This window comes from Ruegeria sp. CDSC085, assembly GCF_059610465.1.
In genome coordinates, this window is sequence record NZ_JBXWNR010000006.1 from 76,076 (window position 1) to 96,118 (window position 20,043).

Here is a 20,043-nt window from a genome sequence, read left to right on the forward strand (position 1 = left end):
CTAAGCCACATGTCAAAACGGTGCGCGCGGGCGCAGTTCGCCCACACGTGTTCTGGGTAAACGGTTTTTTGTTCCGGATCCCGCCTCAGAAAAGAGATGCCGAAGCGCGTTTCCAATCCGCCGCGAATTCCTCGGGAACAACATCCGCCAGCAACGCACCATCCTCCAAATAGGTGTAAAGTTCGCCATAGGTGCGCTCATGCTCGTCCGCCGTACGACGTAGAATGTCGCGTGGATGCAGTTCGGACACTTTTTCCTTCCCCATCGCACCCAAGAGTTCACGGAAGCTTTCCAGTGTAGCGTCGTGATACCGGTGAACGCGCTGCCGCTTTTGCGGGATGTTCACCGCGCGCCCCCGAACTGTGTCCTGGGTGGCGACCCCTGACGGGCAACGGTTCGTGTTACAATGCAAGGCCTGAATGCAGCCAACCGCAAACATCATCGCCCGCGCGGCGTTGCACATATCCGCACCAAGCGCGAATTTCTCGACTATGTCGTATCCGGTCGCCACTTTGCCCGCACAAATGATCCGGATCTTGTCACGCAGCCCAACGCCACGCAGGCAATTGTTTGCGAAAATCAGCGCCTCGTTCAGGGGCATGCCCAGACGGTTGGTGAACTCGACTGGGGCCGCGCCCGTACCCCCTTCTGATCCATCAATAGTGATGAAGTCCGGCAGTATACCTGTCTCGAGCATTGCCTTGCAAATCGACATGAACTCGGACGGGTTGCCAATACACAATTTGAAGCCGACTGGTTTGCCACCAGACATTTCGCGCAGATGTTGAACAAAGTGCATCAACCCCGAGGGCCCTTCAAATGCACTGTGTGTTGGAGGGGAAATCACATCCTGATGCTCGGGCACCCCACGGATTTCGGCAATCTCAGCATCGACCTTGGCAGCCGGCAGAACTCCACCATGCGCTGGCTTGGCACCTTGGGACAATTTGATCTCAATCGCCTTGACCACATCCTTTGTGGCCTTGTCGGCGAACTTGTCCTTGTCAAATCCGCCTTCAGGCGTACGGCATCCAAAATAGCCCGTCCCAATCTGCCAAATGATGTCGCCGCCTTCGGCCAGATGGTGAGGAGACAATCCACCTTCACCGGTGTTGTGGGCGAACCCTCCGTCCTTTGCCCCGCCATTCAGCGCGCGGATGGCGTTGGCGCTCAGCGCACCGAAACTCATGGCCGAAACATTGAGGCGCGAGGCACTGTAAGGTTGTGTGCATTGCGGTCCCCCCAGCATCACGCGGAGTTCACTTTCGTCTACGTGTTTGGGCGCAAGTGAATGATTTGCGCGGTGATAACCAACCTCGTTAATGTCGTATTGGGTCCCGAAGGCCTGCGTGTCCATCTGGCCCTTTGCGCGGGAATAAACTAGCCCCCGAACGATCCGGTTGTAAGGTCGACCGCTTTCATTGGTTTCAACGAAATACTGTCGAATTTCCGGACTGACAAATTCCAGCATATAACGGAAATGCCCCAGAACCGGATAGTTGTTCAGCACATTGTGCTTGGTTGTCAAAATGTCATAAAGACCAATGACCGCGTAGGGCACCAAAAGGATCAAAAGCCAGTGAGCAGGGGGCCAGAAAAAACCCAAAAGCAACACAAGTGGCAGGCAGACATAGCTCAGAAAATAGTAGATCCTGCGTACAATCATGTTCCTGTCTCCTCGTATTTCCGACCGGCCGTTGCGCGTTCCAACAGCACCCAACGTGAAACAGATTGATTTTTAATTGCAAGCTTTTGAGAGAATTTATCCGCTCAAAGACGAAAACGTGAAAACGCGTTACGGCCTCTCAACAGTTGAACAGGGTGTCGCCAGTGGATATGCCACGCATACCAGAAGACGACAGGCACACACTTGACAAAGACGCATTCCCAACCCCGGCGCGACCGAAAGAGCCTTATGTTTCTCGCTGTCTTTGCCGGAGGGGCGCTGGGATCGTTGTTGCGCGAAGTATTCGCACTGGAAATCCCCGGCCTCAGTTTCCTCACGTCGACTTTCGGCATCAACGTGACGGCCTGTTTTGTCTTGGGATGGCTGTATTCAATACGTCACAAGGTGCACGCTCATGTGCTGCATTTGGGCGCAGTCGGGTTTTGTGGTGGGTTATCCACCTTTTCATCTTTTGTAGCTGATCTGGAACGCATTGCCGAAGGTGATCTGTGGGCCGTCCCTGTTGCCGTCGGGTTGGAAATCGCTTTCGGCATTGGCGCTGCGCTGGTCGGAGAAAAGCTGGGCAACCATTTTCATTCCGAAAGGTCACCGTCATGAATGATCTCTATCTTCATGCGATGTTCGCACTGGGAGGAGGCATGGGGGCGGTCCTACGTCATTGGCTGGCTTTGAAAGTGCGGCACGATTTGCCCTTTTCAACGCTGATCGTGAATGTAGTAGGCAGCCTGCTGCTTGGGCTCTGGATTGGCTATCTGGGCGGCCCTGTCGACATCCCCGAAGACCAAAGACGGCTGGTATTTGGTTTTTGCGGTGGGTTTACCACGTTCTCCAGCTTTGCCTACCAATCTCTTGAACTTCGGCGCGAGCGCACTCTGGTTCTGGCAGCTGGCAATATCCTGATCAGCCTGGCGCTGTGCTGGTTCGCCCTGTGGCTTGGGCTGACCTTGACGCGCTAATGCACATGAGCGGCAACATGTGACCCGGGCTTCGGAGCGCGACAAAAGAAAAGCAATAGAATTGTCGCCAAGGCAAGCAGACCCAGATTGTTGAATACGGTCAAATAGGAAATCATCTCGGCCTGCTTCATGATTTCCTGGCCCAGAATGGCAGCACCTTCAGCGCTGTCTGGCGCAAGGCCAAGCGGGCTCAGATACGCCTGGGCCGCGGGGTTATAAGGCGTCACATTCTGGCTGAGCACCGCCGTATTGGTCTGCAACCCGCGTACAACCCATGTGCCGACCAGCGAGATGCCAACCGACGATCCCAATTGCCTTGTCACGTTGAACAGACCAGAGGCTTCGTCCTGCCGGCCTTTACTGATGCTCTCGAAAGCCAGTATCGACATGGGCACGAACACAAGACCCATACCGAGGCCGCTGACGGCCCCCGGCCACGCGAGCTCCCAAAAACCGGCATTGAGGTTGATGGCCCCCATCATGAAATTCCCGACCGCCGTCAGCAACAGACCGATGCCCGCCAGCAGGCGCGGATCAAAGCGGTTTACCAGCACTGCGCCGGTCAGAACCATGGACAGCCCTGCGGTCAGGCCACGCGGAATGAACAGATGGCCCGACGCGATGACAGGGAAATCCAGCAGGCTTTGAACAAGCGTCGGCAAAATCGCGATGCCCCCGAACAGAGACACGGCAAAACCCGCGATGATCAGATTGCAAAGGGCAAAGTTTCGATCTGCGAACAGACGCAGGTCCACAACCGAATTGCGAGAGGTCAACGCGTGAAAAGTGAATCCAAACGCCCCGAGAATTGCTGCGATCACGGCCACCTGGATGACGCGGGACGACATCCAGTCCAGTGTCTCGCCTTGATCCAGAACGAATTGGAGGCACCCGATTCCAAGAGCCAGCAGAGCAAGGCCTTTCCAATCGATCTGGACCTCCTCGGTTTTGTCTTCCGGCAATTCTCCGGCCAGCAGGAGCAGTGCAAGGGCCGCCACGGGAAGATTGACGAAGAAGACCATCCGCCAGGAAAAATATTCGGTCAGGATTGCACCAACTGTTGGCCCCAGAACCGGCGCCACCACGACGCCCAGACCGAAGATGGCCATTGCCTGTCCGCGCTTTTCCCGCGGGAAGGCATCAAACAGAATTGACTGTGACAAAGGGATCAGGAAAGCGCCGAACATGCCCTGAGCCAGCCGAAAGGCAACGATGACCTCAAGGCTCCAGGACATGCCGCACATCATCGACATGACGGCAAAACCAGTCACCGCCGTCAGGATCAACCGTCGTCGGCCCACGCGTCGGGCGACGAACCCTGTCAACGGCATGATGACCACCGCGGAAACGATATAGCTGGTCAGAATCCATGTCGCCTGATCGGTCGTCGCCCCGAATGCGGCCTGGATATGCGGCAACGCCACATTGACAATCGTACTGTCCAAGACTTCCAGAATGGCGCTGAGAACAACGGCGATCACGATCACCATGTTCACATGGCCGGACGCCGCAGGGGTCATTTGCCGTCCACCGGACCTGTTGTATCTACGACAACTTTGCTGCTGCCTCCGACACGCAAGGGCGCATCGGTCGGGTCAAGCTCGATCCGAACCGGAAATCGCCGGGTGACCTTGACCCAATTCCCACTCGCGTTTTCCGAGGGCAACAAGGAAAACGTGTCCCCGGACCCTCGCCCGATTGACGCCACCTTACCTGTAAGCGTCGTCCCCGGGAGCATATCGACACGTATCGTGACCGGCTGCCCCGGACGAATGCGCGCCAATGCGGTTTCTTTGAAGTTCGCGTCCACCCACCAATCGGACGATTCGACAATCGAAAATTGCGGAGCGTTGGCGGACACCGAGGATCCGGGGCGAAGGGTCAGATTGGCGATCCATCCGTCGGCCGCAGCATGGATCTTGGTCCAGGCAAGGTTGGTTTCCGCTATTTCAAGCTGCGCCCGCGCAGACAGGATATCATCCTGTTTCGCCTGCAACCCGCTTTTCAGTGCCAACAGGCTGGACTGGCTGGTCGTCAACCTTGCAGAGGCTTGCGCGAATTCCGATGCCGTCTGATCAAGCGATGCCTGTGCGACATCGCCTGATGCAAACAATGCCTTCGCACGTTCAAAACTCTTCAATGCAGTATCGTAGGCCGATTGGGCGCTGTCCACCGAAGCCTCAGCCGCAGCAATCTGTGTGGAATAGGATTTGGCCTGTTGTATCGCACTATCCAGATTGGCTTTGGCTGCATCCACCGAAGCCTTGAATTGAGTGTCGTCGATCGTGAAAAGCAGATCGCCGTTTTTCATGGGCTGGTTTTCGATCACATGTACATCTGCCACCTGCCCTGTCACCTGCGCAGCGACATAGATGATGTTCGCGCCCAGATATGCATCCTTAGTGGACGGGTACCGCTCTTCGTGCCTCCAGAACAGAACAAGACCGACTGCAATTGCTGCAAGTATCAAAGCCACGGCTGCGATTTTGAGTGGCTTCATTTTCGTATCCCTCTCTGCACACGACCCATGAGCATCACATCACATGCATGTGCATTCTTATTGCCAGATTTCCCAACACCCAGACCGTTCCAAGGATCATGATCAACAAAACCATGGTTGAAAACAGGACCAGGTGCAGGTCTTCCCGGCTGCTGCGCCGACGATCGATGTGCAGGAAATAAACAAGCTGCAGAACAAGTTGGGCCAGACCTAGCAATCCAATGGTCAGGTAAACACCGGTTGTTTCGATCCCAAACAGGTAGGCTGCGCCAAACATTGCCACCGTCAGCAAAAGCGAACCACCGTATCCGATCACATAGCGCCGACGCTCGCGACGGTGCATTTCAGAGCGCTTATCCATAGGTCAGACCTCCGAAATAAACGATGGTGATGATCCCGATCCAGATCAGGTCGAGAAAATGCCAGAACAGTGCCAACCGCACCACGCGGGAGATAACAACATCCGTCATCCCTTTCACGCGCAGTTGGATACCCAGAACGATCAGCCACAAGCATCCTGCGGCGACGTGCACACCATGCAGAGGAACGAGCCCAAAGAAGGCCGACAAGAAACCGCTGCGCTGCGGAATGCCTCCTTTTTCCGCCATGGCCATGAAATCACGCACCTCAAGCACCAGGAAACTGATCCCCAGTAAAAGCGTGACGCCAAACCACAAAACAATGCGACCGCGCGGCAGATTGTATTTCAGCGCCAGCATGGCAAGGCCAACCGTCAGGCTGCTCGTCAACAGGATAAGCGTCTGCGCAAAGACGCTTTTGAGATCAAACAGCTCATGCGGGCCGGGACCACCGGCCTGCGCATCGATCATCGTGATGTAAGTCGCAAACATCAAGCCGAAATAGACCAGGTCACTCATCAAAAAGACCCAGAACCCGAAGGTGACAACCTCGGTCGCCTTATGAGCACTCGCGTGGCGTTCCCCCAGATTGATCCCTGGGTAGCTGTGGGTGGGCGCACGCTTCATGTGATCACCTCCAGATCGGGGCGGGCGAGGCCGCGATTCTCCGGAGACGTCTCGAAATCGCGATCCACCGCTTTTTCGCCGTGAACCCGTGCAAGCCAGGCTTTGTGATCCTTGCGCACTTCTTCCGCTGGTATGGTCAGCTCGGTGCTGTCATCGAACGTCCAGACGATCACCACCAAGATCATCAGAACCGTCATCAATGCTGCCATCCACCAGATCCACCAGACCAGCGCGAACATCCAGACGCCGCTCAGAACACACAGGACAAAGCCAATGCCTGTATTGCGCGGCAATTCGATATCTTCATAAGCGTCAGGCGTTGGGTAGGCTGCACCCTTGTCCTTTGCTGCCGCAAAATCATCCCGATCCGTAACGGTTGGAATGATCGCAAAGTTGTACGGAGGCGGCGGCGACGGGATTGACCATTCCAACGTGCGCCCATCCCATGGATCCCCAACTGGAACGCGGGTCTTTTCGCGGTCGCGGATACTGACCCAAAGTTGGATCAGAACCGAGAACAACGCGCAGGTAATCACCAGCGCCCCAACGATCGCCACTATCATGAAAGGATGGAAGGATGGGTCATCGTAACTGAAAGAACGGCGCGGCATCCCCATGAGTCCGACGAAATAGAGCGGCATGAAGGTCAGCAAAAACCCTACGGTCCAGAGGGCAACCGTGACGCGGCCCCAGAACTCGTTTAGACGAAAGCCAAACGCCTTGGGGAACCAGTAGTTATAGGCTGCCAAAAGACCAAACAGCACCCCCGGCAACAGTACGTTGTGGAAGTGGGCCACCAGAAACAGCGTATTGTGCACCTGATAATCCACAGTCGGATTGGCCAGGATCACCCCGCTCAGGCCTCCGATCACGAACAACATCAAAAACGCCAAGCCATACAACATCGGCACCGAGAACCGGATGCGCCCCCGCCATAGAGTCGCCATCCAGTCATAGACTTTTACACCGGTCGGAATGGCGATCAGCATCGTTGCAATACCAAATACAGCGTTGATCAGGGCGCTCTGCCCCATGGTGAAAAAGTGGTGCAGCCAGACCGTAAACGACAGAACCGCTATCGACATCGTAGCGATGACAAGCGAATTGTAGCCGTAGAGCCGCTTGGCCGAAAAGGTCGCAAAAACTTCGGAGTAGATACCGTAAGCAGGCAGAACCAGCAGGTAGACTTCGGGGTGTCCGAACAGCCAGAACAGATTGGCATAATTCATCATGTTGCCGCCGAGGTCGTTGGTGAAAAAGTGGAAATCCAGATAGCGATCAGCGGCCAACAACAGAGCCGCAACGCCCAAGGGCGGCATGGCAAAGACGATCAGGATCGAACTGCATATGATGGTCCAGCAATACATCGGCAGCCGCATGAACGTCATTCCCGGCGCGCGCATCTTGTAGATCGTAACAGCGAAATTGATCCCGGTGAGCGTTGTGCCAACACCCGAAACAACGATCGCCCAAATCCAATAGTCCGGCCCAACGCCCGGATTGAAGGCTGCACCGGTATACGGCGGGTAGGCCGTCCAGCCACCGGTCGAGAACCGACCCACCACCAGCGAAACCATAAGCATCATGCCAGAGGACACTGTCAGGCCCAGGCTGATCTGGTTCAACCGAGGAAACGCCACGTCCCTCGCGCCGATCATCAGCGGAACTACGTAGTTCGCGATGCCAAAGACAAAGGGCACCGCGACAAAGAAAATCATGATCGTGCCATGGGTACTGAACAACTCGGCGAAGTGTTCAGCCTCCAGGAAGCCATCGCCTGGTCCGGCGGCTTGCTGCGCGCGCATGACGACGCCCTCCAACACGCCACGCGCCAACATCACGATGGCGAAGACGACATACATGATCCCAATCTTCTTGTGATCGACACTGGTCAGCCAATCGCGCCAAAGGGGCGTCCACAACCGAAACCAGCTGAGCAGGCCGACAACGACGACAACGCCAACCAAGACGATTGCGGCAGCGGCGTTGGCAACGATCTCATTTGCGTTCGGGTTCTGGATCAACCCTGTGACCGGAAGCGCATCCCAGTTGAGGCGGCCAAAGAACCCTGTACCCGGTGAAGTCATTTCTGCGCCTCCAGCCCGAATGACGCCGTTCCCGGCTGTTGATCCACCAGAACTGCTTCGCCCCCGTGATAACGGTGCAGAATGCTGTGAAACAAATCCTCTTCCATTGTGAAGTACAACGCATCCTTCGGCATCTTTGCAGTGCCCAGCACAGCCTGAACCTCATCCCTGTCTGTCCGCATCGCAAGCGTCTGATAAGTTGCAGGGTTTAGTTGGATACCATTGTCACGAACTTTTTGGACCCATGCTTCGAACTCATCATTGTGCATCGCTACGGTGCGAAATTTCTGTTTGGTAAAGCCCCGCCCGTTGTACTGCGTGTTCTCGCCCTGCATGACTTCGGGCGCGTCTGCGACCAGATGCAGTTGGGTGGTCATGCCCGGCATCGCGTAAATCTGGCCGGCCAGTGCCGGGATCATGAAAGACTGCATCACGGTATCGGTGGTCAGTGTCATCGCCACCTGTCGTTTGGTGGGAATCCCAAATTCGCCCACACTGGCGATGCCAAGATCGGGGTAGATGAACAGCCACTTCCAATCCAGTCCGACAACCTGCACACGCAAGGCCGGATCTTCACCAAAAGCCGTCGAGTACGGATCAAGCCGATGGGTGGCCTTCCAAAGGTAGAACGAAAGCAGTGCCACAATCAAAACAGGCACGCCCCACATGAGGAATTCCAACTTTGCCGAAAAATCCCATTCCGGACGATAAGCTGCACTGCTGTTTTTTCGCCGGCGATATCGGAGTGCGATCAGCGGCACCAATACCAGAACAGGGACAACGGCCACCATGATCAATGCGGTCGCCCGCAGCAGATGCGTTTTCTGGATGGCGGCAATGGGCCCTTGCGGATCCATGAAACTGTCGCTGGCCGCCACCGTTTGCGACATCGACACCAACAGGATCACGGCCACCATGAGCAGAGGGATTGGGCTGGGCATATTGACTTGTGCCATAACAGACTACCCTTTCCTCAAACAATTTCCATTCGACTATCGGCAAGTGTGTGAATTTTCTCAAGAGTTTTTCCAAACCACAAATTGTCCGGGTCAGTCCCCAATTCAATTTCGGGTGTAACGGGTCCAGGGATGCGCGGTATGTTCCCGTTGACTTGCATTCCCAGCCGGGACAGACAAAACAATGATGCGTATTCTGTTTTTCTCTTTGGGATTAATCCTCCTTTGTCAGCCCACGCTGGCACAGGATCGTGCGGCGATCGAACGCCAGTTTCAGTTGTGGTTGCAGGAAACCATTTGGCCCCGGGCAGAGGCCAAGGGTGTGACACGCGAGACAATGCAAGCAGCCCTCTCTGGCGTGACCCTTGAGTGGAACTTGCCGGATCTGGTGCCGCCAGGTAGCGCACGCAAAACTCCCAAGGTCCAGAAACAGGCCGAGTTTGGCTCACCCGGTCGCTATTTCAATCCGGGGTCGGTACAAGGCGCAACATCGGCAGGACGGAAAATGGCACAGCGCCATGCCGCAACTCTGGCGGCGGTCGAAGCCGAAACCGGCGTTCCTGCCCGCATTGTTCTGGCGATCTGGGGAAGAGAGAGCGGATACGGACAGGTTCCGATCCGGCATGATGCTTTCAGGGTACTGTCGACCAAGGCTTTCATGAGTACCCGTGCAGACTATTTCACCGCTGAGCTTGTTGCTGCCCTGCAAATCGCGGAAGCAGGGCACCAGCCCGCGCGGCAAATGAAAAGCAGTTGGGCTGGCGCTTTGGGCCAGCCTCAATTCATGCCGTCCAACTACTTGTCGTATGCTGCTGACGGCAACGGTGATGGTGCGGCTGATATTTGGGGGTCACCTGAAGATACGATAGCTTCAATCGGAAACTACCTCATGAAACACGCCTGGGTTTCTGAACGGGACTGGGGATTCGAGGTTTTCGTGCCCAATAATGTCTCATGCGCTTTAGAAGGCCCCGATCAAGGGCGACCTATTCAGGAATGGGTTGAGATGGGGATACGTCGCGTCTCGGGCAAACCCTTTCCAGCCCATGAGTTACGTGGTGACGGGTATTTGATGATGCCCGCTGGACGACATGGTCCGGCTTTTCTTGTTACGCCAAACTTCTACGTTCTCAAGGAATACAACAAAAGCGACCTGTATGCCTTGTTTGTCGGCCATATTGGCGACCGTATTCAATACGGTATGGGCGATTTCAGTGACTCCTGGGGGAAGGTCGGCGGGCTGTACAGATCCGATATCGCCAAAATGCAGGAGGCGCTGGAAAAACAAGGGCATGATGTCGGAGGGGTTGATGGGCTACCGGGTTACAAAACACGTCGTTCGATAGGTCGATGGCAAGAGAACCTGGGGATCGCACCGACCTGTTTTCCGGACGCGCCGATGAAAACAAGCTTGGCCCCGTGAGGCAAACCAGAGTGATCAGTAGACACTGCCACCCTGCCCGTTCATTTATCCTTTGCGCCTAGATCAGGCGTTTTCAGAACCTATCGCCGAAACCAAGCGCCAATTGTTGCCCATTCGAAAACAGCGGGTAAGGGGCAAGTTAAAAACTTTGGTGAGTTGCGAAGGGCAGCTAGCAGCCCTTTCGCAAAGGAAAACCCTCGGTCCGTAAAAAACCATTGGCACGGTTTGTCCTTCAGACCATTGATACCCGAATGCGGACAGTATGCGCGGCTTTAAGAGAACTGCGTCTTCCAAGTGGGAAAACCGCATAAAAAATAGCATGATACGTGGAACCGCAACACAGTCGGATCGTTCCTAAGAAAGTGATACTCTGAAGGATACTGCAATCAGATCATTGCATATGCGTTTTCGTGATGGACTGACCATGATTTGCCTCCCTCTACAGGAGGTAAACAGCCAACTATCCAAGCATCTGATGCGCAAGTATTGTATGTATATCGCATCCGACCAGGCTTTTGACTCCTCCTTGGCAAGGTGGCACGATTTGACTGATTACATGCCTGATCCGTCAGGCATCATTGATTGACAGGGTATTGCAGCCTATGAGGACACTCCGGACATTTCCTGCTCTTCTGGCAAAACTTATATATTGAGAGGCACCATGACACGCAAAGTCACCAAAGCGGTTTTTCCAGTAGCGGGCATGGGGACGCGTTTTTTGCCAGCGACCAAATCCGTACCGAAAGAGATTATGACACTGGTGGATCGTCCGCTGGTGCAGTACGCAATTGACGAAGCCCGCGCCGCCGGGATCAAGGAATTCATTTTTGTGACATCACGCGGAAAATCCGCGCTTGAAGACTACTTCGACCACAACCTGGTTCTGGAGCAAGAGCTGAAAGCCAAAGGCAAGAACAAGCTTCTGGAAATCCTGAACAAGACAAATATGGAAAGCGGGGCGATCGCTTATATCCGCCAGCACAAAGCACTGGGACTGGGACACGCCGTCTGGTGTGCCCGACGGCTGATCGGCGATGAACCTTTTGCCGTGATGCTGCCTGACGATGTCATCGCCGCCGACAAGCCTTGTTTGCAACAAATGATCGAGGCATACGAAGACACTGGTGGCAACATGGTCGCGGCGATGGAAGTTCCGAAGGAAAAGACTAGTTCCTATGGCGTACTCGATGTTGGCGACAATATCGGATCCGTCGTCCCCACCAGAGGCATGATTGAAAAGCCCGAACCATCGGAAGCACCTTCCAATCTGGCGGTCATCGGCCGTTACGTGCTTCGGCCTTCCGTTTTGAACAACCTCAACGCAAAAAAAACGGGAAGTGGCGGTGAAATCCAGCTGACCGATGCCATCGCCCAGGACATTGCCGCCGGCGTTCCCGCCTTCGGTTACAAATTCGACGGTCAGCGTTTTGATTGCGGTTCAAAATCAGGCTTTCTGCAAGCCACCGTTGCCTTTGCTCTTGCCCGCGAAGACCTGCGTGATGATCTGAGCCAATATCTGAACGACATTGTCGCCACTGGGAAAGCTGCTCAGTAGCCATGGGTGGTTTTACTTGACTAAAAACATGGCAATACCGTCAGTCACCCGAAGCTCGAAGGAACGTGCATGACCAATACAGTCTACCCCGTCATTCTTTGCGGTGGATCGGGAACACGTTTGTGGCCCCTGTCACGCAAAAGCTATCCCAAGCAATTCGTTCAGCTGGTCGGCGAAACAAGCCTGCTGCAAAATTGCGCGGAACGGATGCTCGGACCATCTCAAGCGCCATATGCAAAGCCCCTGATTCTGACCAACGAGGCATTTCGCTTTATTGTCCCGGAACAATTGACGGCCGTCGGAATTGACCCTGGCCCCATTCTGATCGAACCCGAAGGGCGCAACACGGCCCCCGCCGTTCTTTCCGCGGCCTTGTTTTTGGCAGCGCGTGATCCGGAAGGCATCATGCTTGTGGCGCCGTCAGATCATGTGGTTCCGGACATGGAAGCCTTTCATCAAGCCGTTGCTGAAGGCGTACGGACAATAAGTGAACGGCGCGATCTGGTTACCTTTGGCATCACTCCAACACACGCGGAAACCGGTTACGGCTATCTCAAACTTCGTCATCCTCCGGAATCTACCCATGAAGTTGTCCCATTGGATCATTTTGTAGAAAAACCTGATCTGAAATCGGCCGAGGCGATGCTATCGGATGGAAGTTATCTTTGGAACTCAGGCATCTTCCTGTTTGCAGTTCGCGATATCATAGCAGCTTTTGAACAGCACGCGAGCGAACTGATCCCACCAGTTCAAAAGGCCGTTTCTGAGGCAAAAACAGATTTGGGCTTTCTCCGACTGGACCCAGCAGCCTGGGCGGGTGTGGGCGACATTTCAATAGATTACGCAGTGATGGAAAAAGCCACGAACCTAAGCGTGGTGCCGTATTCTGCCGGCTGGTCTGATGTCGGAAGCTGGACCGCGGTTCAAGAGCTATCGAATCCCGATGAAGACGGTGTAGCAACCAACGGAGAAGTAACCGCAATCGACTGCCGCAACGTGTTGATACGATCCGAGTCGCCCGCGCTGGAAGTCGTGGCAATGGGTCTTGAAAACGTAATCACCATTGCGATGCCCGATGCGGTTCTGGTCGCGAGCATGGACAAGGCCCAGGACGTGAAACAGGCCGTTACGGCACTAAAGGCCAAAGGGGTGAAACAGGCTGAATCATTGCCTGTGGATCATCGACCATGGGGCTGGTTCGAAAGCCTAGTGATCGGCGACAGGTTTCAGGTCAAGCGCATCCATGTTCATCCAGGCGCGTCGCTCAGCCTGCAGTCTCACCATCATCGTTCCGAGCATTGGATCGTGGTCGAAGGCACAGCCAAGGTCACTATCGATGATCAGGAGCGTTTGGTAACCGAAAACCAGTCAGTCTATATTCCACTGGGAGCCACGCACCGAATGGAAAACCCTGGGAAAGTTCCTATGGTTTTGATCGAGGTTCAGACCGGCACCTACCTGGGTGAAGACGATATCATCCGATACGAGGACATTTACGCCCGGGCTTAATTCTGGGCGATCCTAACGCGCGCCTATTCAGTGGCGGTTTCCAAGCTGAGGACCAAAACTTAGCAAAACATTTCTTGGGCGGTCGGCCCGGTCAGACAGGATTGACGCTATTCACGGCAGGGTAGCGCGCAACCGAAGTTTCGGACCGACGCCACAGGAGGACCCCCCGTGTCACAAACATCCCCCCGATTGAACCTGCCTTTACTGCAACCGGCACAAGCGCAAAAACATGTTACCCACAACGAAGCCCTGAGACAGCTCGATTTGGTCGTGCAACTCTCGGTACACTCAACGGATTCCGGAACCCCGCCTGTTGTCCCCGCGCAAGGCGAAGTTCATGCTCTTGGAGCCAACCCGACCGGAGACTGGGCAGGGCATGCCGGCGAACTTGCCGCCTGGTTGGACAACGCCTGGCATTTCGTGACCCCCGGCATCGGCTGGCGCGCCTGGGATGAAGCGACCGGAGTTCTGAAATACTGGACAGGAACTACTTGGGCCCCCCTGCCAGTCAGCACTCAGAACCTTGACGGAGTCGGGGTGGCTACAAATTCTGACAGTACGAACCGCCTGTCCGTTCGCAGCCCTGCGACCTTGCTGAGCCACGAAGGTGGCGGACATCAGTTAAAGATCAACAAAGCCAGCGCAGGTGATACAGCATCGCTGTTGTTTCAATCGAACTGGACCGGTCACGCCGAAATGGGACTGTCTGGCGGCACTGGATTTTCCATCAAAGTGTCTCCCGATGGCAGTTACTGGACGGAAGTGATGACCTTTGATCCTGTTGCCGGAACCGTGTCAGGGACAGCTGTTCAGGCAGATGCCAGTGATACAACCACAGGCCGCCTGATGCGCGCCGATTACGGATACGGACCCGGCAACCTTCTTGGAACAGTGACGGAAAACGCTGGTGTTCCGACCGGAGCGGTCATTGAGCGCGGCAGTAACGCCAAAGGAGATTACGTGCGGTTTGCCGACGGTACTCAGATCTGTACGGCCACGCTTGCTCCCGTGGCCTGCACGACTGCTGAGGGTACTCTTTTCAAAAGCGGCCCAATAACCTGGGGTTTTCCGGCTGACTTTTCGACGCCCCCGAACCTGAACGGCTCTGGAGGCGTTGCGACCCGGTTTACCGGGTTTGATACGCCTTCGTCGTCCCAATCGACATTCATTGTCTTCTCGGCGATCTCGGATTCGGCAGCCCTGACGCCGGCCGTCACAGCCATTGGTCGCTGGTTCTGACAGGCAGGGCCGCCTGGATACCGGATCAGGCGGCCATTCCGACCGAAGATCGGTTGCGACCCGTTCCGCGCCATCCCCGCATCACCGGGTTTGCAGCCTTTCACCACTCTGGAAAAAGCTAGATGGCTGCTGGAACTCCCGCTTAAGGAATGCAGCAAACAACGCATAGAGGGAGGTTGCACCCAGCATACTTGCGCGATCTGCCCGTCTGACGTCTCGTGCCAGGTCGAAACCGCAAACAATATTCGTTTACAATCAATCAGAAGCGGTAGGTCGCCCCGATCACCGGCCCGGACTGACTGAACTCGAAATCGTTGCCGCCGATCTCATGGTCGAAGGCGATATAGCGATATCCGCCACGGATCACCCATCTATCATTGATGGCATAATCTGCCGTCAACAGAACCTGCCAAGTTTCGCTGCCGTTGCGGAAGCCGCCATAGTCAACGAACCCGGTTCCCGTCCATTTTTCAGAGAAGACGAAACGTGCCCTTGCGCCAATGACCGGATCGACCCAATCGCCGTCAACTGTAGTCGTACGCCCCGGTGCCGAGCTGGGCGTCAGAGTGAAATTTGTTTCGGTGCTGAACCATCTGAAACCACCAGCAATGTCCAGTTTAACAGTAGGATCTTCATAGACCCGATAAGCCACGTATCCACTGAGGAATTGGGTGGTAAATGATGTGTCGAGACTGGATCCAGCCGGACCGGATCCGGTGTTGCTAAAAGATAAATTTGTATAGTTGTAGTCTGCCAGCAAGCTCCAACGCCCATTGGATGCCGCAAACGCGCCCATGAAGGCGAAATCCAGGTTGCTCAAAGCGTCAGAAAAACTCAACGTTCCGTCCAATGTCCCCGACGGCGTTTCGATAGACGTTTCTGTTTCAGGCATGAAAAGATAAACCGTAGCTTCATAGGACCAATCGCTTTGCTGCGCGGAAGCGGTTGTTCCAGTCGCCATAACCAAGGCTAAACCGATCCCTTTAATCCCATATTCTATATTCATTTCGTCCCTCCAGTATTTCAGATGTAATTCAACTTCTTAGTGATCCAGAACAGGGTTTCCGCCAACACACCAATTGCGCCGGCCTTGTCCGTTACCACAAGTGTGGTGCCAGAGGTCCCTAACGGGAGCTCATCGATATTCAACTGGTCCGGAACTTCGATCAACACCGGATAACTGGACACACCGGCCAGATCGCTCAGTGATGGGAGGCCCGTACGCAAGTCGACAGCTCCCTCTGCCGCTCCCACGGGAAGCGATACGACTGTCCCAGAATTCTCGCTGCCCGGCAAGGTTCGCAGAGCAAGGCGTATCTTGCTGCCGACGGCAACATTCATACGACTTGATTGCGGTAGGCTTGCGATCAGATAGCGGTCATCGGGGACGATAAAAGAAATAGCCCCCTGTGCAACGGACACACGATTTCCGGGACGTAGAGAAACGGCTGTGACAAAGCCGTCCTCGGGCGCGGGCAGATTTGCGGACTGTTGATCGATTGCAGACATGGCTTCCTGCAACTGGAAGGTTGTCGTTGCCCCTCGCTTTTCGAGATCGACAAAGTCGTCACGGCGCTGGACGCCAAAGGTCAATTGCGCGGTGAGGGATTCAATGTCGGCTTCCGCCGCTGCCAGGTCGGACTGTAACTGATCTGCCGCAGAACGAGCAGATTCAAGACTGGCCGTCCGGCGGGCGACCTCAATCCGAAAAGGCGTATCGTCGATCCGGAACAGCGGATCCCCTTTCGCGACCCGCTCATTGGGGCGAACTGAAACGTCAATGACGGTACCTGACACATTAGGGGCAATGTTGGTGGCAACACCCTGCGCTGAAAAAGGACCAGTCGGCGTGGTGTGGTTGAGGGCCCCGATTACAACCAGAGCAATGATTGCGGCGCCCCCGTAGACTACAGATTTCCAGAACCGGTTCCATGGAAGTAGCCCGAGCTTGGAAAACACCACCCAGATCACTCCGAAAAAGAGCCCTAAAACAACAAGCATACGCTTACTCCGGTGCGCAGAGCTGCTGATACCAGTGAGTTGCAGTTTTGGTTATGGATGCAGCGGGAATAGTACGCCAATGTTGCCCCCTAACTTGTCACTCGCATGACCGCGCATTTCTGTTGATACGCGCGGCCCTGTTTCATTGTTGCACCGAAGATCGTTTGACCATGAAAGCCTCGACTGCCTGTTGAGTTTCCGGTCGCAGGTTTCCAATTCCTTCATACGGCATACCTGTGGCAGGGCCAGTATCTGGATACAGCTCTTTTCTCGCCATGTGGCGTCCCAGTATACGGATGAACTCCTGCCCGCCCCACGCACCAACTTCGGTTGAAACCGGGTACTTTTCGTGCGTGTCGCGCATCACATCAAAGAAATCTGCAATGATCGCATTTTGACCCGGCCCGGGCAGGTTGAGCTTCAGCTTGTCCTTGACGATCGCCTTCGGAGTACTCACCGAATAGATAATCACATGATCACGCCGACCTTTGCTTTCATCTTGAAACAGGATCGAGGCAGATTGATCCACACCGTCAATCAACCGGTCTCGGGGAATATGCTGAACCGCGCCGCCGAACCGAGCCAGTGTCGTATAAAGATCAGACACATGAATAATGTTGTTGATCATGCTGTCTGGTTCAATCAGAGCCGGCCACCTTATGAAAGCGTCCACGCGAACCCCGCCCTCGGTCGTATCGCCTTTGCCTCCGCGATAGACCATTGGCGTAAAGCCGGATTCCGGTGAATACTTGGTGAAATGGCCGTTGTCGCCCATCAACACGACAATCGTGTTTTCCGCCACACCAAGCTTGTCCATGCGCGTGAAGATTTCACCCAAATACGTATCCAACTCTTGCAGTTTGTCGGCGTACAGACCGCCATTCACGCTTTCCGGTCCGTCCCGTCCAGCCCGCGTGTTGTCCAGTGGGATCATCGGCCAGTACTGCAGGAAGAATGGCTCAGTGCCGCCAGCCAAGCGTTCCAGTTCAGCAAGGGTTTTGTCCTGAAAAGCTTGGTTCATCTCGTCATATTTGGCTGCGTTCCAACGTTCACCCGGTTCCATTCGGATTTCACGAACAGGTCCGCCGGCATTTCCTTCGATCACCGTGGCCATGGCCGATGCGTCGGGACGGAACCAGTCGTCGATCGTGTAATCGTCGTCGAAATCTGCAATTCCAACCGAAACCTGTTCGCGGATTGCATCGTCATTGAAAATCGTCAATTGACCCTGCTGATGAACGGCGTGCTGCGCATAGTCGAACCCCTGGTTCATTGCCCAGCTCTCGGCAATGTCACCCATGTGCCACTTGCCGACATGCGAGGTGGCATATCCTTCGGCCTTCAGAACCTCGGCAAGCGTCACTTCCTCTCCGGGCAAACCGAAACCGGCGATGTCGACGGTCGTATCACCCATTCCGATCCGAACCGGCAGACGACCGGTCGTCTGGGCCACACGGGTCGGGGTGCAGGATGGCTCTGTATACATGCGCACCATGCGCATCGCTTCGTCAGAGAAATCGTTGATGTTCGGCGTACTGATACCGCGTACCGCGTTCAATTCTGGGATACCCATATCCCCGAAACCGATGTCATCGACCAGAATACTTATGATGTTCGGAGGATTGCCGCCGTTCTCTTCACGAAACGCCGCGAGAGCCTGATCAACGGCGGTATCATCCTGCTCCCAGGCATCCTTGTTCTGGGCCTGAAGGATATAGAATTCGGAATCATGCGCAATGGGTGCATTCTGCGCGTAGGCTGGTGCGCTGATCGCCAGAGAGCCAAGCAAAAAAAACTTTAGATCCATTTCTTTAGATATCCTTTTTTCTTGGGTTTTCTTCTCGCTCCAGACCCTGTGCGATAAGATCGTGGGCGACACTGGAAAGTGTCTGACCAGTAGACTCCGCAAGACGTGTGAGCCTGTGACGCTGTGAGGGTGTAAGAAGGGTCACGATCCGTTCGGACCGCACTTCCGCTTTCGGAAGCTGAGGGCGGCCACGTTTGGGCGAGGCAAGCGGATCGGGCAATTTCATTTGAACATATTCCTATGTTTCGACTAAGCTTTTCATGCAAACTACAGGGGAGAAATATTGGACCGCATCAAAAATTCGACAAAACAAGACTTGGCGCTGCCAGAAGCACCCCGGTTTTTTGAAGCCACTTTTCGGGATCCGAACCAGATCACCGCAATATCCAAATGGGATATGGACTTCCGTCAGATCGAAGACGGCGAAATGCAGGCGGATTTCAAAGTTAGGTCCAGCCCACTTATTTCCGTTGTAAAGTTTGGCTTCTCTCGGCGTGTGCACCAAATCGGCGCGTCTCCGAAAGGCCATCTCACGTTTGGCATCCCTACCCATTCAAAACTAACGGACTGGAAGGGTATCAGCATTGAAACACCACCGTTTCTGTCCTTCGGCAGCGGCGATGAGTTCGACTGTATCAGCGACAGCGGGTTCGGCGGATATACGATGACAGTTGAAACTGAGTATGCGATGGAAATTGTTGAAAAGTTGGGGATCGCAGCCTCTGATACAGAATTCGGGGCCTTTTTGTTACCTGCAACGCCACCTGATCGCTCAGCTGCGCTTCTGAACGACATTCAGGCTTTGTTGGCGAACCCAAGTTCGTCGGAACAGGGCGAAACCCATTTGATCGAGGAGTTGCTCCGGATCGCTTCGGGGGGCGGGGCGGATCGCAGAGAACCGCGGATTAACCGAAAAGCTCTGGCACTCTCTGCGGCAGTCGATCGGATGACGGCGACCCCGGACGAAAACGTCCCCATCAGCGAGATCTGCGGGGATATCAGTGTGTCATTGCGCACATTGGAACGCGCGTTCAACGAAAAATTCGGAATCGGCCCAAAGGCATATTACACGAGACTCCGCCTCAACTGGGTTCGTAGGTTGCTTGTGGAGCAGGGCAGCGAAATATCAATCTCCGACGCTGCAAACAGATATGGCTTTTGGCATATCGGACAGTTCTCACAGGATTACCGAAAATGTTTCGGCGAATTACCATCGGCTACTGTCGATTGAGCACCATTGTCTTTGTGTTGTCTGTGACCATGGCTTTTCATGACATCAAACCCAAAACGGCGTAAAAGTTCTGCAAGCCAGGCTCTGGCCATATTCCTCTTCAGGC

The 20,043-nt window shown here is 54.9% G+C and carries 18 protein-coding genes; 7 read left to right on the forward strand and 11 right to left on the reverse strand.

Annotated features, from left to right (window positions below; all coding sequences use genetic code 11):
- Positions 1-85: 85 nt before the first annotated feature.
- A complete protein-coding gene (locus tag AC2FJB_RS11015; protein WP_496718439.1) occupies positions 86-1,666 on the reverse strand; it encodes an FMN-binding glutamate synthase family protein in 1,581 nt (526 codons plus the stop codon).
- 249 nt (positions 1,667-1,915) lie between these two features.
- Here AC2FJB_RS11015 and AC2FJB_RS11020 point away from each other — a divergent pair, with 249 nt between their 5' ends.
- Together AC2FJB_RS11020 and crcB are read left to right on the forward strand one after the other, a co-directional pair.
- On the forward strand, positions 1,916-2,284 hold the full coding sequence (locus AC2FJB_RS11020; protein WP_496672829.1) for a fluoride efflux transporter FluC: 369 nt from the start codon (positions 1,916-1,918) through the stop codon (positions 2,282-2,284).
- Positions 2,281-2,643 (forward strand): fluoride efflux transporter CrcB, encoded by a 363-nt coding sequence (gene crcB, locus AC2FJB_RS11025; protein ID WP_496718437.1) that lies wholly within the window; start codon positions 2,281-2,283, stop codon positions 2,641-2,643. Before AC2FJB_RS11020 ends, crcB begins: the two co-directional genes overlap by 4 nt.
- Here the strand turns inward: crcB and AC2FJB_RS11030 are convergent.
- The 6 genes from AC2FJB_RS11030 to AC2FJB_RS11055 are packed head-to-tail and all read right to left on the reverse strand — an operon-like array spanning position 2,640 to position 9,172.
- Complete coding sequence (locus AC2FJB_RS11030; RefSeq protein ID WP_496718436.1) at positions 2,640-4,163, reverse strand: DHA2 family efflux MFS transporter permease subunit; 1,524 nt, start codon at positions 4,161-4,163, stop codon at positions 2,640-2,642. The genes crcB and AC2FJB_RS11030 overlap by 4 nt on opposite strands.
- Positions 4,160-5,143 carry an HlyD family secretion protein gene (locus tag AC2FJB_RS11035; RefSeq protein WP_496672822.1) on the reverse strand — a complete coding sequence of 328 codons (984 nt, stop codon included), beginning with the start codon at positions 5,141-5,143 and terminating at the stop codon, positions 4,160-4,162. Before AC2FJB_RS11035 ends, AC2FJB_RS11030 begins: the two co-directional genes overlap by 4 nt.
- A gap of 34 nt (positions 5,144-5,177) precedes the next feature.
- The gene (locus AC2FJB_RS11040) at positions 5,178-5,504 is read right to left on the reverse strand and encodes a cytochrome o ubiquinol oxidase subunit IV (RefSeq protein WP_254683856.1); all 327 of its coding nucleotides are present in this window, start codon (positions 5,502-5,504) and stop codon (positions 5,178-5,180) included.
- Positions 5,497-6,129, reverse strand: coding sequence for a cytochrome c oxidase subunit 3 (locus AC2FJB_RS11045; protein ID WP_299897301.1), 633 nt, complete (start codon positions 6,127-6,129; stop codon positions 5,497-5,499). The genes AC2FJB_RS11040 and AC2FJB_RS11045 overlap by 8 nt, the downstream gene beginning before the upstream one ends.
- The gene (locus AC2FJB_RS11050) at positions 6,126-8,216 is read right to left on the reverse strand and encodes a cbb3-type cytochrome c oxidase subunit I (RefSeq protein ID WP_496718434.1); all 2,091 of its coding nucleotides are present in this window, start codon (positions 8,214-8,216) and stop codon (positions 6,126-6,128) included. Before AC2FJB_RS11050 ends, AC2FJB_RS11045 begins: the two co-directional genes overlap by 4 nt.
- A complete protein-coding gene (locus AC2FJB_RS11055) occupies positions 8,213-9,172 on the reverse strand; it encodes a cytochrome ubiquinol oxidase subunit II family protein (protein ID WP_496718433.1) in 960 nt (319 codons plus the stop codon). Before AC2FJB_RS11055 ends, AC2FJB_RS11050 begins: the two co-directional genes overlap by 4 nt.
- Before the next feature lie 187 nt (positions 9,173-9,359).
- Between AC2FJB_RS11055 and AC2FJB_RS11060 the strand changes: the two genes are divergently transcribed.
- The 4 genes from AC2FJB_RS11060 (at position 9,360) to AC2FJB_RS11075 (ending at position 14,898) form a co-directional block, all read left to right on the forward strand.
- Positions 9,360-10,595 carry a lytic murein transglycosylase gene (locus tag AC2FJB_RS11060; protein WP_496718492.1) on the forward strand — a complete coding sequence of 412 codons (1,236 nt, stop codon included), beginning with the start codon at positions 9,360-9,362 and terminating at the stop codon, positions 10,593-10,595.
- Between the two features lie 661 nt (positions 10,596-11,256).
- Complete coding sequence (locus AC2FJB_RS11065) at positions 11,257-12,150, forward strand: UTP--glucose-1-phosphate uridylyltransferase (protein WP_117873737.1); 894 nt, start codon at positions 11,257-11,259, stop codon at positions 12,148-12,150.
- A gap of 69 nt (positions 12,151-12,219) precedes the next feature.
- The gene (locus tag AC2FJB_RS11070) at positions 12,220-13,659 is read left to right on the forward strand and encodes a mannose-1-phosphate guanylyltransferase/mannose-6-phosphate isomerase (RefSeq protein WP_496718431.1); all 1,440 of its coding nucleotides are present in this window, start codon (positions 12,220-12,222) and stop codon (positions 13,657-13,659) included.
- Positions 13,660-13,827: 168 nt separating this feature from the next.
- Positions 13,828-14,898, forward strand: a complete 1,071-nt coding sequence (locus AC2FJB_RS11075) for a DUF2793 domain-containing protein (RefSeq protein WP_496718430.1) — start codon at positions 13,828-13,830, stop codon at positions 14,896-14,898.
- A 259-nt stretch (positions 14,899-15,157) separates the two neighbouring features.
- Here the strand turns inward: AC2FJB_RS11075 and AC2FJB_RS11080 are convergent, their stop codons facing one another.
- The 4 genes from AC2FJB_RS11080 to AC2FJB_RS11095 form a co-directional block, all read right to left on the reverse strand.
- Complete coding sequence (locus tag AC2FJB_RS11080; protein WP_117873743.1) at positions 15,158-15,904, reverse strand: porin family protein; 747 nt, start codon at positions 15,902-15,904, stop codon at positions 15,158-15,160.
- A gap of 17 nt (positions 15,905-15,921) precedes the next feature.
- On the reverse strand, positions 15,922-16,899 hold the full coding sequence (locus tag AC2FJB_RS11085; protein WP_496718429.1) for an HlyD family secretion protein: 978 nt from the start codon (positions 16,897-16,899) through the stop codon (positions 15,922-15,924).
- Between the two features lie 142 nt (positions 16,900-17,041).
- Positions 17,042-18,706 (reverse strand): sulfatase-like hydrolase/transferase, encoded by a 1,665-nt coding sequence (locus tag AC2FJB_RS11090; protein WP_299897321.1) that lies wholly within the window; start codon positions 18,704-18,706, stop codon positions 17,042-17,044.
- A 4-nt stretch (positions 18,707-18,710) separates the two neighbouring features.
- Entirely contained in the window at positions 18,711-18,932 is a 222-nt protein-coding gene (locus tag AC2FJB_RS11095) for a hypothetical protein (RefSeq protein WP_117873753.1), read from the reverse strand.
- 57 nt (positions 18,933-18,989) lie between these two features.
- Between AC2FJB_RS11095 and AC2FJB_RS11100 the strand changes: the two genes are divergently transcribed.
- A complete protein-coding gene (locus AC2FJB_RS11100) occupies positions 18,990-19,937 on the forward strand; it encodes a helix-turn-helix domain-containing protein (RefSeq protein WP_496718428.1) in 948 nt (315 codons plus the stop codon).
- Positions 19,938-20,043: the final 106 nt, after the last annotated feature.

Bases quoted from the DNA above. Each gene is read 5' to 3' on its own strand.
- AC2FJB_RS11015 (WP_496718439.1), bottom strand. From the start codon at position 1,666: ATGATTGTACGCAGGATCTACTATTTTCTGAGCTATGTCTGCCTGCCA.
- AC2FJB_RS11020 (WP_496672829.1), top strand. From the start codon at position 1,916: ATGTTTCTCGCTGTCTTTGCCGGAGGGGCGCTGGGATCGTTGTTGCGC.
- crcB (WP_496718437.1), top strand. From the start codon at position 2,281: ATGAATGATCTCTATCTTCATGCGATGTTCGCACTGGGAGGAGGCATG.
- AC2FJB_RS11030 (WP_496718436.1), bottom strand. From the start codon at position 4,163: ATGACCCCTGCGGCGTCCGGCCATGTGAACATGGTGATCGTGATCGCC.
- AC2FJB_RS11035 (WP_496672822.1), bottom strand. From the start codon at position 5,143: ATGAAGCCACTCAAAATCGCAGCCGTGGCTTTGATACTTGCAGCAATT.
- AC2FJB_RS11040 (WP_254683856.1), bottom strand. From the start codon at position 5,504: ATGGATAAGCGCTCTGAAATGCACCGTCGCGAGCGTCGGCGCTATGTG.
- AC2FJB_RS11045 (WP_299897301.1), bottom strand. From the start codon at position 6,129: ATGAAGCGTGCGCCCACCCACAGCTACCCAGGGATCAATCTGGGGGAA.
- AC2FJB_RS11050 (WP_496718434.1), bottom strand. From the start codon at position 8,216: ATGACTTCACCGGGTACAGGGTTCTTTGGCCGCCTCAACTGGGATGCG.
- AC2FJB_RS11055 (WP_496718433.1), bottom strand. From the start codon at position 9,172: ATGGCACAAGTCAATATGCCCAGCCCAATCCCTCTGCTCATGGTGGCC.
- AC2FJB_RS11060 (WP_496718492.1), top strand. From the start codon at position 9,360: ATGCGTATTCTGTTTTTCTCTTTGGGATTAATCCTCCTTTGTCAGCCC.
- AC2FJB_RS11065 (WP_117873737.1), top strand. From the start codon at position 11,257: ATGACACGCAAAGTCACCAAAGCGGTTTTTCCAGTAGCGGGCATGGGG.
- AC2FJB_RS11070 (WP_496718431.1), top strand. From the start codon at position 12,220: ATGACCAATACAGTCTACCCCGTCATTCTTTGCGGTGGATCGGGAACA.
- AC2FJB_RS11080 (WP_117873743.1), bottom strand. From the start codon at position 15,904: ATGAATATAGAATATGGGATTAAAGGGATCGGTTTAGCCTTGGTTATG.
- AC2FJB_RS11085 (WP_496718429.1), bottom strand. From the start codon at position 16,899: ATGCTTGTTGTTTTAGGGCTCTTTTTCGGAGTGATCTGGGTGGTGTTT.
- AC2FJB_RS11090 (WP_299897321.1), bottom strand. From the start codon at position 18,706: ATGGATCTAAAGTTTTTTTTGCTTGGCTCTCTGGCGATCAGCGCACCA.
- AC2FJB_RS11095 (WP_117873753.1), bottom strand. From the start codon at position 18,932: ATGAAATTGCCCGATCCGCTTGCCTCGCCCAAACGTGGCCGCCCTCAG.